We start from the raw sequence: 13,656 nt of genomic DNA on the forward strand, positions 1-13,656 counted from the left end.
ATGTCAACACCGCTCGAGCAGACCCTCATCGTCGTGCCCGCGTTCAACGAGGAGGCGTCCGTCGGGGCGACCGTCACCGAGATCCTCACCTCGCTCCCCGGTGTGGCCTGCCTCGTGGTGGACGACGGCTCCGTCGACAGCACCGCCGTCGTCGCCGCGGACGCCGGCGCCACGGTCGCCGTCCTCCCCTTCAACCTGGGCGTCGGCGGCGCGATGCGGTTCGGCTTCAAGTACGCGCTGAGCCACGGGTTCCGCAACGTCATCCAGATCGACGCCGACGGGCAGCACGACCCCCGGAACGTCCCCGCGCTGCTCGCCGAGCTCGAGCACGCCGACCTCGCCATCGGGGCGCGATTCGCGGGGAGCGGCAACTACGAGGTCCGCGGGCCGCGCAAGTGGGCCATGCGGGTGCTGTCCTGGACCCTGAGCCGCACGGCACGGACCACGCTGACCGACACGACCAGCGGATTCAAGGCGAGCGGGCCGAAGGCCGTCGCCCTCTTCGCGTCCAACTACCCGGCCGAATACCTGGGCGACACCATCGAGGCGCTCGTCATCGCCGCGCGCGCCGGCTGCGTGATCGCCCAGATCCCGGTGACCATGCGGCCGCGGACGGCCGGGGTGCCTTCGCACAACCCCGTCAAGGCGGCGACCTACCTGGGCCGCGTGTTCCTCGCACTGGGCTTCGCGCTGTTCCGGCCCATCGCCCCCTCCGAACGGCAGGTGAACGCATGACGCTGACCGCGTACATCCTCGGCATCGTCGCCGCCCTCATCACGCTCGCCGTGGTCGTCGAAATGATGCGGCGCAAGCGCATGCGCGAGCGTCACGCGATCTGGTGGCTCCTCGCGGGCCTCCTCGCGCTGATCATCGGCGTCTTCCCCGGAATCCTGATCTGGGCCGCCGGTCTCTTCGGGGTCGGCGCTCCCGTCAACCTGGTCTTCTTCGTCAGCATCGCCGTGCTGTTCCTGGTGTGCATCCAGGCCAGCACCGAGCTGACGACGCTGGAGGACAAGACGCGCACTCTCGCAGAAGAGGTCGTGCTGCTCCGGCTCCGGTTGAACGAGCTGGAGGCGCGGACGGCGACGCATCAGCCGTCCGCGGATCAGCAGGCCACGGCGGAGCGGCCGGCGCCGCCCACGGACTAGCGCGCTCCCCTTCGAGAACGCCCCTGCCTAGAGCCCACCCGACCAGAGCGCGCCCGCATCCGCGGACGGCGGACCGACCACGCGCACGCTGACGTCGGCGCCCGGGCAGACCGCGCCGAGCTGCGCGTGCAGCTTCGGGTTGCGCGTGACCACCACGACGTTCCCCGTCCAGCTCCGCAGCACCGAGCAGACCTGGTCGAGCTTCGCGGTGTCGAGGTAGTACGCACTGTCGCGCAGCGGGTCCCGGCTGAGCTGGGAGTGCTCCTGGATGAGCCAGCCGTTGACGAACAGCTCCCGCCGCGGGTCGGCGAAGTACTGCACGAGGAGCGTCTTGCGGGTCGGGTCGGAGACCGCGAACAGCACCGACGCCTCCGCGTCCTGCGCGCTGGAGCCGCCGACACGGCCGATCGTCAGCGCGGGGACGAGGTGCCCCGGCGACCAGGAGACCGGGGGCACGAGCGCAGCGAGCAGGAGGACGACGACACCGGCGGCCGCGAGCACTCCTGCCGAACCCACCGGGCGGATCGTCCGCGTGCCGAGCAGGCTCATCACGGAGGCCGCCGCGATGACGATCCCCAGGATGGTGAGGATCCAGGCCAGCTTCGCCGGGTAGTAGCCCCAGCCTCCGCTCGCCGTGGCGCCCAGGGAGAGCCAGAGCACAGCGGCTCCGCCCGCCATGACGACCGCGCATGCGCCGACGAACGTCCGGCGCCGCCCGGTGCGAAGCGCCACGAGCGCGGCGAGGGCGAGTACGACTCCGGCGCAGACGAGAGCGTCGAGCCGCCCGATCGGGACCATCGCGCCGCCCGCGCCGAGCGCTGCGCCGTCCCGCCGCAGGTCCGGGAGCGACAGCAGCAGCCCGTAGAGGACGAGCACGGCCACCGACACCGAGAGCGACACCGCGACCGGCCAGCGCAGGAGCGCGCTCCGGTTGTGCCACTGCGTCGCTGCGCACAGCACGGCGAGCGCGAGCGGCACGGGCGCCAGCGGCGCCCACACGGCCAGCATCAGCGTGGTGGCGAGCAGCAGCGCGCAGAGGCCGGCGAACGGCGAGGAGGCCGCTTCCTTCCAGACGATCCAGACGCTGAGCAGGACGACCAGCGAGACGGTCACGTTGACGAAGCCGTACGCGAACGCGAAGCCGCTGACGTACCAGAGCGTCGGAATCGCGCCGCCGAGGACGGCCGCGAGGGCGCGCGTCCAGCGCCGCTCGGGCGAGACCTCGCGCGCGACGACGAGGGCCGAGAGCACGCAGGCGAGGAAGGTCAGGGCCAGCCAGAGCTGCACGATCCGCAAGATGTCGTGCTCGAGCAGTCCCGCCGGCGGGACGGCCGCGCGACCGCCGGCCATCGCGGAGGCCATGAGCGCATTGCTGAACGGGCTCGGGTTGGGGTGCACAGCCGCGACGAGTCCCCCGTCCGTGAGGAGCAGCCGGGACGCGATCGTGTTCCAGACCGCGTCGTTGCCCATCGCCCAGGAGAGGTGGCCGCCCCCGTAGACGAGGATCGAGTAGACCGTCGCCGCGATGCCGATCAGCGGCACCACGAGCGCCGCGGCCATAAGCCGGGCCGACGTCCGGACGGGCAGGCGCAGGTGCCGCCGGCGGCGGGAGATCACCGCGAGGGCCGCCGCGGCGAGGAGCCCGCAGAGCAGCAGGTTCGACCACTCGACTCCGAGGTCGACGAGCGGGTAGACGGGGATCAGCACGCCCAGCAGCGCGAATACGCCGATGATCTCGACGGCGAGCGCCAGCGCCCAGCCGACGTACTGCCCGAGGGCGAGGTAGACGAGCGCTCCCGTCATCAGGAAGAACGGCCACTGCACGCCCGAGGCGGCGCCCGCGGCGAGGAGGGCGGCCTCCAACGCGGCGGCGAGCCCGATCCCGACGCGCGAAACGGGGATGTTGCGACCGGCCAGTGCCGAGCCGAGGGCTCGTATCCGCTGGAGCATCCGCTGCCTTCGAGGACTAACGGGGCTGGAGTAGATCCCTCACGATGTCCGCCGCCCCTTGGCTCGCGAAGCGAGAGTAGCTCCCCGTGCACGCCTCCCTGATGACGGGCACAACGCGGCGCAGACGGTTGCCCGGCAGGAGTGCCCGGGCCCGCTCGTGACGCAGCTTACCTTCGACGAGCTGACGATCCGCGCGGCTCGCCCGCGCGCCGAGCCGGTCCAGCCGGTCCCTGAGGAGCTCGGCCCGGCGCCAGAGCTGCGTGTTCCTGTCCCCTCGCGGCTGCAGGACGCGGGTGACCTTCCGCTTCAACGTCGGCGCGCTGACGCCGATCTGGTTGGCCCCGTGCTGCCGGTAGCCGATCAGCCGCGCGCGCACGGGGGCGACGTCGCCCAGCGCCGCCGCGAGGATGGCGAGCCACTCGTCGTGCACCCAGTATTGGGGGAACGGCGCGGCGTCGTCGAACAGCTCTCGCCGGAACACCACCGTCGCTCCGGTGACGATGTTGCGGCGCAGGAGCTCCTCGAAGGCGTGGCCTTCCGCGATGCGCTCGAGTGCGGTAGGAGTGACCTCCAGGTGCTCGAAGAGGCCGCCGCCGGTGGCCGCGCCCCGCGCGTCGATCAGCTCGGCGTCGCTGAAGGCGAGCAGCAGGCTGGGTTCGCCGTCGAACACGGCGAGCATCCGCTCGACCTTGTTCTCGTTCCAGACATCGTCCTGATCGGCGAGGGCGACCAGGTCTCCCGTGGTCCGGGCGATGGCCCGCTCGAAGTTGGCCGACACCCCGCGTTCCGACCCGGCGCGCAGGATCAGGTGCTCCGGCGCTCCCGGCTCGGCGAGCACGCGTTCCACGATGGCGAGCGTGTCGTCGGATGAGCCGTCGTCCGCGATGACGATCTGCGCAGGGGGGATCGTCTGGCGCAGGATGCTGCGGAGCTGCTCCTCCACGAATCCGGCGCCGTTGTACGTGCAGAGCGCGACGGAGACACGGCTGGGCGAGGACATGGCGGCACCAGCATCTCACATGCGGGATGCTCTAGGGTTGTTCCGGGCTTGTGCCCGGAACGGAAGGCGGAACACGAGTCACATGGCCGAAGCACGTGAAAATCGGGGGAAATCGGGTCTCATCGCCCGCGTCGCGCGCAACCGCTGGGGGGTCTTCGGATTCGGTTTCGTCCTCCTACTGGTGCCCATGCTGCTTTGGAACCTGGCGTCGCCCATCGGCTCCTCCCCCGACGAGCCGACCCACTACGTCCGGGCCGCGGCCGTCGTCCGCGGCGAGGTGTTCACCGGCGCGCTGAAGAGCAACCCGCGGCTGTCGGAGGCGGAGGTCCCCGAGTACGTCGCGTGGGTGAACGCCCGGACCTGTTACGCGTTCAACCCCAACGTCACGGCGGCGTGCGTGCACCCGGTTCCGGGCGACCCGAACCGGATCGTGCAGTCGGGGCACACGGCGGCGGCGAACAGCCCCGTCTTCTACGCCCTGACCGGCCTCCCGAGCCTCGTGCTGAGCGGCGACAAAGCGCTCTACGCTATGCGCGCGGTCAACTCGCTGCTGTGCGCGGCGATGTTCGGCTTCATCTTCCTCGCCCTCAGTCAGCTCGCCCGGCCGCGCTGGTCGTACTTCGCCGCCTTCGTCAGCGCGACGCCGATGGTGCTCTACCTCGGCGGCACACTCAATCCGAACGGCATCGAGGCGGTCGCCGCCGGAAGCCTCTTCGCCGCTCTGGTCGTGCTCGCGTCGCGGGTGATGCGCGGGGTCAGGATGATCGAGTTGCTCGGTGTCGTCGTGCTCTCGACCATCCTGCTCACCGCGACCAGGAACATCTCGCTCCTCTGGCTCCTGATCGCGGTCGTGACGGCGCTCCTGCTCGGCAGGAAGGCGGTCCTCAGGCGGCTGTTCCGCCGGCCGGCGATCTGGGTGACCATCGCCCTCGCGGCACTGGTCTCGCTCGCGGAGCTGATCTACTTCCTCCGTCCCTCGGTGGTCGCCCAGCCTCAGCAGTTCTACGGCGCGGGGTCGAGCTTCCGCGACGGCCTGATCTTCATGGTGCAGCACACATTCGACTACGCGACGGGCTGGGTCGGGCTGTTCGGCTGGGTCGACACCCCGGCTCCGTCGTTCACGCAGATCGTCTGGGCCGCCCTGATGATCGGCCTCGTCCTGGCCGCGTTGATCCTCGGCCGGGGCGCGCGCCGGCTCTCCGTGATCCTCATGCTGGCGGCCATGGTGGCCGTTCCCGCTATCGCGCAGGCGGCGGTGATCAACCGAGCCGGGTTCATCTGGCAGGGCCGCTACACCCTCGCGATCGTGATCATCCTGCTGCTCGCGTCCGGAGTCGTCCTCGATCGCTGCGGGTTCGGCGTCCCGGTGCCGCCAGTGCGCCGCGCCGCGACCTGGGGCGTCTGGCTGATGGCGGTCGGGCAGGTCTTCGCCTTCGTGGTCGCGCTCAAGCGCTACGTGGTGGGCGACGCCGCGTTCCTCGTCCAGATGGTCAAGCACCCCGCCTGGCAGCCGCCCGGGACGTGGGAGGTGCTCTCTGTGCTGTTCACGCTCGCCATCGTGGTCGCGGCGATCGTGGCGACGAGGGCCCTGGCCGGCGTGGACCGGCGGTTCACCCCGGTGAGCCGGCGGGAACCGGTCGCGGTCCCGGTCTCCTGAGCGGCTGGCGCCGGGCCGACGGCGGCCGGTCCGCCGGCTCCTGAGCCCGGCGCAGGTCGCGTCAGGCGGCCGCGCTCGTGGGGATCGTCGCGGCGAGGCCCGCGGTCACGTCCACCCAGCCGACCGAGCCGCCGAGCTGCGTGAGCCGGTCCATCGTCGAGATCGGACGCTTGGTCCCGCCGTCGAGCAGGTAGATCGACCCCTCGGGCGTGCGGATGAACTTCGTCGCCGGTGCGCCGATCGTGAGCTGCGCGCAGGTGTACGAGTCCAGCGGGGTGAACACGAGCGGATAGAGCGGCTTGGTCGTCGCGTCGAGCGCCCGGAGCGTGCCGTTCGCCGCCACGTAGTTCGTGGTGCCGCAGGTGATCCCGTAGCCCATCGTGGCCGACGCCTTCGGGTAGCCCGCCAGCACCGCGTCCGACACGAAGGAGAAGCCCTTCAAGCCGATCGAGGCGGGGACGTCGAAGCTCGAGAACGCGATCTTGCTGGTCAGCCCGTTCACCAGGTACACGGTCGCGTCGGCGTTGCTGCGCACCAGGGTGCCCGACACGAGCGCGGTGGGGCCGGCGGGCAGCGACGCGATGACCTGGTCCGTCACCGTGGAGATCGTGATCGGCGCCCCCTTGGGAGTGAGCGCGACCAGCGCATCCCAGGAGGAGATCGGCTTGAGGTCGCTCGGTCCGACGATGTAGACGGTCGCGGACGTGCCCTTGAGGAAGGAGCCGACGCCCACGGTCCCCACGAGCGGGTAGGTCTGCAGGGTGGCCGACGTCACCGGAACCGGAGACAGGCCGGTGGGCGAGCCTCCCGTCCAGTCCAGCCGCCCGCCCGAGGTGAGGATCGAGACCGTCGAGGAGCCGGGGACGGTGAGCGCTCCCCCGAACGCGGCGGCGTTCGCCGGGATCCGGGCGATGCTCGCGGCCGACAGCGTCCCGCTCACCCGGCCCGGCAGCCCGGCCGCCGCGACGGCGCCGGACGCGACCGAGTAGGCCTGGCCGCCGGAGAGGAACGAGTACGCGCTCGCCCCGCGCTGCTGCGCGAACGCCTGGTCGCGGACGACCGGGTTCGCGAGCGCGAGGCCGGCCAGCGCCCCGTCGGTCAGGACGTTGTAGCCCAACGGGATCCCCGCCGCCGTCTGGGACGCGTCGTCGAGGATCTCGCGCTTCGTCCCGGCCGTGACGTAGTAGCGCGCTCCCGTGGTCGTCCCCATCACCGAGGTCATGTTGGGGCCGGTCTGGAAGAGGGCGAGCTGCGTGTCCGTGAGCTGCATGTACCCAGTGGTCGCGCAGGAGCCGCCGTAGTCGGAGACCAGCCCGCAACTCCCGAACGGCAGCTTCAGACCGGAGTCGAAGAAGTAGATGGTGCCGTTGTTCGCGCGCAGGATCCGGCCGGCGACCTGACCGGTGCTGAAGCCGTCGAGGTAGCTCTGCGAGACGTAGCCCACCGGACCGAGCGGAGAGAGCGCGTTGAGGAGGTCGAGGCTCGCGATCGGGTATTTGACCGTCCCGCTCAGGACGTAGACGGTCCCGTTGTCCACCGTGCGCGCGAGGTTCGACGCGCCCGTGGTCGAGCCGAACCAGTCGGTGTAGATGCGCCAGAAGTTGCGGTTGCCGTAGGAGCTGCAGCTGTCGCCCGTCCCGTAGAGGTTCGCTAGCGCCGCGGCGTTCGGCTGGTACGGCGTGTAGTTGTAGAGACCCGCGGTGGCCTGGTTCTGGATGAAGACGCCGCTGGATCCGCAGGTGGCGTCCGGGCTGTACTGCACCTGGTTGACGCGGCCGGCGATGTGGTTCCAGCTCGTCGGGCTCGCCGCGTACCGCTTGAACTGGAGCGCCGCGTTGTAGACCTGGTTGAAGAAGCCGTAGTAGGTGGAGTCGCAGGCCGCCGTGTCGGGGCAGCCGTAGCCTGTCGCGCTCCGGTACTGGCCGGCGCCCGGCCAGTCGTCCGTGACCAGGCCCTGCTCCTTCTCCAGCAGGACCAGGAGCGCCTTCTGGCTGACGCCGCACGCCGCGCCGACCTTCGCGATGATGGCCGCTGCAGTCTCGGTGCCGGAGGAGGTGTAGGCGTCGCAGCGTCCGGCGACCGCCGCCTTGCTCGTGGTCGCCTGGGTGTACGACTTGAGGCAGGTGTACCCGGTGCGGCAGGTGGGGACCTTCGCGTTGAGGAACGACTGCACATCCGACGCGTTCATGGAGCCGCCATCGAAGAACAGGGCGTCGCTGATGATGTTCCCCGGGTCGAAGAGCCGGGCGTCGGCGGCGTGCGCCGGCTGCACGGCGCCCAGGGCGCCCCCCGCGACGGTCAGCAGCGCGCCGACCAGCGCGCCGATGACGAGCGCGGCGATGGATCTCGGACGCCGCATCACGGCACCTCCACGGTCAGCGGCTGCGACACGTAGTCCTTGCCGTTCGAGGCGTACATCAGCGTCACGTGCCAGGCGCCCCGGGTGAACTGCGAGATGTCCGGCTGGACGGTGCCGCACGAGGTCGTCGCCCGGTCGGCGACCGCATCGCGCGCCGACGTGACATCGGCCGACCCCTCACGGGTGAATCGGTAGGTGCACGCGCCGCCGTCCTGGATGATCCCCTGGACGTAGCCGGACGCCGTCACATGCTTGCCGTCTGTGTCGACGGAGGCGACGACCAGGACCGGCTGGATGGTGACCGTAGGCGTGGGCGTGGGCGTCGGCGTCTTCTCGGGGAGGCCCGCCGGCGCCGACGTCGCCGAAGCGCCCGTGCCGGCGGTGCAGCCGGTGAGCGCGAGCAGCAGGCACAGCGCCGCGGGGACGCCGGAATGCCAGGGAACTCGAGTACTCACGGTCAGTTCCTGTCGGTCGGGGGCGGGCTGACATGCGCCCCACAAGAGTACTGGGATCGGGGGCGGAAGTGGAGTGGATGGTGCACCCCAGTTGAAGGCACGTTGTTCGCCCGCACCGCGCGCGCTCGCGGTCCTCGCGAAATGCGTGTATTAGTCTCCATGGCAAGACCCCTAGACAATCGAGGTTTCCATGCGCTCCATCTCGCGGAGAATGCTGGCCGTTACGGCGGGTTTCGCGGCCCTCGCCGCGTTGGCCTTCAGCTCCCCCCTGGCTTCCGCCGCACAACGGACGGACGCCGCCGCGGCGCCCACCCCGGCTCCGGCGGCCACCGGCGCCCCCGCGACCGCGGCTCCGGCCGCGACGCCGTCCGCCTCCCCGACGCCGGCACCGGCTCCGTCCGCCCCCGCTCCCGCCGCCCCCGCCCCGACCGGCTCGGCGGCGCCCTCCCCTACCGCGCAACCGCAGTCGGCCACCGGACTTCAGTCCGACCCCGGCCTCGCCACGCAGAACGCGGCACGCAACCACAGCATGGGCTCGACTGTTGCAGCGCACGAGCCGGCCCCGGCTCGGAGCGGCGCGCAGGCGTTCGCCTCCGGCTCGCCGCCGGGGATCCCCGGCCTCGATGTCAGCGGCTGGCAGGTGCTCACCGCGTCCGACTGGGCGTCGATCGCAGCGAACGGCGCCCGCTTCGTCTACACGAAGGCGACGGAGAGCATCGACTACACCAGCAGCCAGTTCTCCGAGCAGTACAACGACTCCTACAACGCCGGGCTGCTGCACGGCGCGTACCACTTCGCCACCCCCAACACCTCGAGCGGCGCCGCGCAGGCCAACTGGTTCCTCGACCACGGTGGCCAGGGAACCGCGGACGGCCGCACCATGCCTCCGCTGCTGGACATCGAGTACAACCCGTACGGCGCGACCTGCTACGGCCTCAGCGCCGCCGCTATGGTGTCCTGGATCGCGGACTTCTCCGCGACGGTCCAGGCCCGGACCGGCCGGCTGCCCGCCATCTACTCCACCACCAACTGGTGGTCGATGTGCACCGGCAACTCCGCGGCGTTCAGCGCCAACCCGCTGTTCATTGCGCGCTACCCGAGCAGCATCGCCGACGGCGCGGGCACGCTCCCCGCCGGGTGGCCGTCCTACACGCTGTGGCAGTGGGCCGACTCGGGCGTGTTCCCCGGCGACCAGGACGTCTTCAACGGATCGTCGCTCGACCTGCAGACGTTCGGGCTCCAGTCCAGCCTCGTCCGCACGGTCGCAAACGCGTCCGTCTACCTGGTCTCCGGAACCAGCAAGTACCCGGTGACCAATCTGGACATGCTCGGCGCGCTGGCGCCGCTCGGCCAGGTGTCGTACGTGCCGCAGAGCTATCTCGACCAGTTCACCACGGTGCAGGCCGCGACCCGGATCGTGCGCGGCCCCGACGGCTCGATCTACTTCATCGACTCCGGGATCAAACTCCCGATGAGCTCGTGCGCGCAGGTGGCCGATTACGGCGGATCGTGCACGCCGAGCGGGTACACCCAGCTCACCACCACCCAGGCGGCGCGTTACGTCACCGGGCCGGGGGCCACCGCCCTGATGACCTCGGCAGGCGGACCGCTCTACTACATCGGGGGCGGCGCCAAGCGCGAGGTGCTGGACCAGGCCTCGCTCACCGCGTCGGGACTCGGCGGCGGCGTCAACCAGCTCTCGGCCTCCGCGCTGTCCTACCTGCCGTTCGGCAAGCCGATCGTCCGGGACAACGTGTACGCGATGAAGTCCGGGACGTCCGCGGCCGTGCTGATCAACAACGGCGGCCTGGCCTCGGCCGTCGACCCGAGCGCGATGTCCGCGGCCGGCCTGCCGGGCAAGGCCGTCGGCAGCCTGCAGGCGGCCAGCATCGCGCAGCTCACGGCGGGGACGCCCTTCACGGGCGCCCTCAAGTCGGCCGCCGACTCGTCCGTGTCCGTCATCGCCGCCGACGGACTCCACCCGTGGGCGCAGGGCGTCGGCGGGGCGTCGTTCGGCACGGTGACGGTTCCTGCGACTTTCCTCAGCAGCTATCCGTCGGCTGCCGCCATCGCGGCGGGCACGGCGATCATGTCTCCGAGTGGCGGGACCGTCTATCTCGTGATGTCGACGGACATCCGCCCGATCAGCTCGTGGGACTCCCTCATCGCGCTGTCCGGCGGCACGACGCCGACGATCACGGTGGTGCCTCAGTCGATCATCTCGTCGCTCCCGACCGGACCCGTCGCTCTGCAGTCCGGGACCCTCGTCCGGAACGCGAGCAGCGCAACCGTCTACCTCGTCAACGGTGTGACCAGCAAGATCCCGTTCTCGTCGTTCGACCCAGCGACGGAGGCCGGCTTCACGACCTTCACGTACACGTCGGACGACCGTCTGGCCGCGTATCCCACGTCGTCCACCCTGCTGGGCTTCGGGGTGCTCTGCGGGAGCCAGAAGTACGTGAGCGCGGGCGGCTCCATCCACTCCGTCCCGTCGTCGCTGGCCGCGAATTACCCGTTCAGCTACGTGGAGCTCGACACCTTCACCTGCGGCCTGGTGACCAAGGGGAGCGACGCCACGGCGTTCATCCGGACGCCGGAAGGATCGATCTACTACCTGAGCGGCGGCCAGAAGCACCCCATCTCGTCGATGACCCGCTACAACCAGCTCGCGAACGGCCAGGCGTGGCTCAACGTCGTGGACGGCTTCGCGGCGGGGATCCCCACGGGAGCCGCCGCCTGATCGTGCGCCGCCCCGGCCCTCGGGAAACTCCCGGTCGGGGCGGCGTTAGACTCTCTAGGTGCTCCGGGCAGCCCGGCGCACTTCCCGATCCCGTCCCCGTTCGAGGTAAAGCAATGACATCACCGGTCGATGCGGACGAGCGCGCCGCCGTCATCGAGTCCCTCCCGATGGAGAACGTCGGACAGAAGTCCGGCTTCGTCCGGGGCTCCGGGCGGTCCCTGGCCGATGTCTGGGCCCACCGCGAACTGCTCGGGCTCCTCGTCCGGCGCGAGCTCAAGGCACGCTACAAGGACAGCTCGCTCGGCATCGTATGGAGCCTCTTCCGGCCGCTGGCGCAGCTCCTCATCTACTACTTCGCGATCGGCCAGGTCCTCGGCGCCGCCCGCGCGACGCCCGACTTCGCGATCTTCGTCTTCATCGGCCTGACCATGTGGGGGCTGTTCGCCGAGATCGTCACGGGCAGCACCACCGCGATCCTCGCCAACGCCGGCCTCGTGAAGAAGGTGTACCTCCCGCGCGAGATCTTCCCGTTGAGCGCGATCGGCGGAGCGCTCTTCAACTTCCTCGTCCAGTTGATCGTCCTCGTCATCGCGATCGTGCTCCTGGCCACCGTGCCGTTCGGCTGGAACCTCAACCTCCTGCTGGCTCCGCTGGCCGTCGTTACGCTGGTGGTGTTCGCCACGGCGATCGGGCTGTGCCTCTCGGCCGTGAACGTCTATCTGCGCGACACGCAGCATCTCGTCGAGATCGCCATCATCATCCTGTTCTGGGCGTCGCCGATCGTCTACTCGTTCACGTACGTGAACAAGCTCCTGCACGGCAACTGGCTCGAGCAGATCTACCTGGCGAACCCCGTGACGATCGCGGTCATCTCGATGCAGAAGGCGCTCTGGGCCGCCGGGTCCGCGGCGACAGGCCCTGAGGCCCAGGTCTTCCCGGACCACCTGGCCGTCCGCCTGCTGATCATGCTCGTCGTCAGCATCGTCCTTGTCTGGCTCTCCCAGCGGGTCTTCTCCCGCCTGCAGGGCAACTTCGCTCAGGAGCTGTGACCCCGATGACCATGCCCTCCCTCGTCTCCGTCTCCGGCGTCTCCAAGCGATTCGTCATGCACAAGGAGAAGTCGCTCAAAGAGCGCCTCGTCAACTTCAGCGCCTCCCGCCGTCACCGCGACGACTTCTGGGCGCTCCGCGACATCGACCTCGAGATCCCGGTCGGCAGCACGGTGGGCCTCGTCGGGCACAACGGCTCCGGCAAGAGCACCCTGCTCAAGGTCGTCGGCGGCATCATCGAGCCCACGACGGGATCGGTGAGCCGGCGCGGCCGGATGGCCGCGCTCCTCGAGCTCGGCGCCGGATTCCACCCCGACCTCACCGGTCGCGAGAACGTGTACCTCAACGCGGCGATCCTCGGCCTCAGCCGCAAGGAGACCGATAAGTACTTCGACGCGATCGTCGACTTCTCCGGGATCGAGTCGTTCATCGACACGCAGGTGAAGTTCTACAGCTCCGGCATGTATGTGCGGCTGGCGTTCGCCGTCGCCGTGCACGTCGACCCCGACCTGCTGCTCGTGGACGAGGTCCTCGCCGTGGGCGACGAGCCCTTCCAGCGCAAGTGCATGGACAAGATCGAGGAGTTCCAGCGCGAGGGCCGCACCATCGTGCTGGTCAGCCACTCGGCGGAGCAGGTCGGCCGGCTGTGCGACCGGGTCGTCGTCCTCAACCACGGCAACCAGATCTTCGACGGCGACCCGGCCGACGGCCTGCGGGTCCTCCGATTCGGGTTCGAGCAGGAGCGGCTGGAGCACGACCGCGCGCACGCGGGTGGAGAGCCCGTCGTGCCGCCGGCGCGGATCGCCGGCATCGACGTCGTGTCGGCCGTCACGGACGAGGACCGCATCATCGTCAAGGCCGGCGGCGACCTCACCCTCCGCTACCGGTACGAGCTCACGCAGCCGCAGCCGCCGATCGTGGCCGGCATCGCGATCGAGACCTCCACCGGCCAGCCCGTCTACGGCGTCAACACCCGTGTGCTCAAGGTCGACATCCCGACGACGCCGGGAGAGCACAGCGTCTCGTTCGCATTCCCGAACCACACCCTCGGGTCGGGCAACTACATCGTCCGCGGCAGTCTCGAAGAGCTCGCGGGGCCTTCGCTGGACCGGCTCAACCCGGGCGCGGTGTTCGAGGTGGACGAGCCGCAGTACGGCTCGGGCCTCATCCGCCTGGACGTCACGGCTTCGGTCGACGACGACGCTGTGAAGGACATCGCCGCGAAGAATGCCGCAGCTCTGGAGGAGCCGGCCGGCGAGCTCTGAGCCGGCCGGCGGGTTCTGAACTGGCGGTAGCCG

At 70.3% G+C, this 13,656-nt stretch carries 10 protein-coding genes; 6 read left to right on the forward strand and 4 right to left on the reverse strand.

Annotated elements, in window-relative coordinates; translation table 11 throughout:
• On the forward strand, window positions 1–735 hold the full coding sequence (locus AC1ROW_RS06665) for a glycosyltransferase family 2 protein (protein ID WP_493018047.1): 735 nt from the start codon (window positions 1–3) through the stop codon (window positions 733–735).
• Window positions 732–1,148, forward strand: coding sequence for a DUF2304 family protein (locus AC1ROW_RS06670; protein ID WP_493018048.1), 417 nt, complete (start codon window positions 732–734; stop codon window positions 1,146–1,148). The genes AC1ROW_RS06665 and AC1ROW_RS06670 overlap by 4 nt, the downstream gene beginning before the upstream one ends.
• A 27-nt stretch (window positions 1,149–1,175) precedes the next feature.
• Here the strand turns inward: AC1ROW_RS06670 and AC1ROW_RS06675 are convergent, their stop codons facing one another.
• Entirely contained in the window at window positions 1,176–3,098 is a 1,923-nt protein-coding gene (locus AC1ROW_RS06675; RefSeq protein ID WP_493018049.1) for a hypothetical protein, read from the reverse strand.
• Between the two features lie 16 nt (window positions 3,099–3,114).
• Window positions 3,115–4,098, reverse strand: coding sequence for a glycosyltransferase family 2 protein (locus tag AC1ROW_RS06680; protein WP_493018050.1), 984 nt, complete (start codon window positions 4,096–4,098; stop codon window positions 3,115–3,117).
• A 187-nt stretch (window positions 4,099–4,285) separates the two neighbouring features.
• On the opposite strand from AC1ROW_RS06680, the gene AC1ROW_RS06685 reads away from it, so the two are divergent.
• Window positions 4,286–5,755: a DUF2142 domain-containing protein gene (locus AC1ROW_RS06685; RefSeq protein ID WP_493018051.1), complete on the forward strand. Its 1,470-nt coding sequence runs from the start codon at window positions 4,286–4,288 to the stop codon at window positions 5,753–5,755.
• Between the two features lie 61 nt (window positions 5,756–5,816).
• Here the strand turns inward: AC1ROW_RS06685 and AC1ROW_RS06690 are convergent, their stop codons facing one another.
• Both AC1ROW_RS06690 and AC1ROW_RS06695 read right to left on the reverse strand, forming a co-directional pair.
• Window positions 5,817–8,114: a hypothetical protein gene (locus AC1ROW_RS06690; protein WP_493018052.1), complete on the reverse strand. Its 2,298-nt coding sequence runs from the start codon at window positions 8,112–8,114 to the stop codon at window positions 5,817–5,819.
• On the reverse strand, window positions 8,114–8,569 hold the full coding sequence (locus AC1ROW_RS06695) for a hypothetical protein (protein ID WP_493018053.1): 456 nt from the start codon (window positions 8,567–8,569) through the stop codon (window positions 8,114–8,116). The genes AC1ROW_RS06690 and AC1ROW_RS06695 overlap by 1 nt, the downstream gene beginning before the upstream one ends.
• A 190-nt stretch (window positions 8,570–8,759) precedes the next feature.
• Between AC1ROW_RS06695 and AC1ROW_RS06700 the strand changes: the two genes are divergently transcribed.
• From AC1ROW_RS06700 to AC1ROW_RS06710, 3 genes are all read left to right on the forward strand, one after another.
• The gene (locus tag AC1ROW_RS06700) at window positions 8,760–11,309 is read left to right on the forward strand and encodes a lysozyme (RefSeq protein ID WP_493018054.1); all 2,550 of its coding nucleotides are present in this window, start codon (window positions 8,760–8,762) and stop codon (window positions 11,307–11,309) included.
• A gap of 113 nt (window positions 11,310–11,422) precedes the next feature.
• Entirely contained in the window at window positions 11,423–12,358 is a 936-nt protein-coding gene (locus AC1ROW_RS06705) for an ABC transporter permease (protein WP_493018055.1), read from the forward strand.
• Window positions 12,359–12,363: 5 nt separating this feature from the next.
• Window positions 12,364–13,623, forward strand: coding sequence for an ABC transporter ATP-binding protein (locus AC1ROW_RS06710; protein ID WP_493018056.1), 1,260 nt, complete (start codon window positions 12,364–12,366; stop codon window positions 13,621–13,623).
• Window positions 13,624–13,656: the final 33 nt, after the last annotated feature.

This window comes from Leifsonia sp. GW821-FHT13C09 (assembly GCF_058806435.1).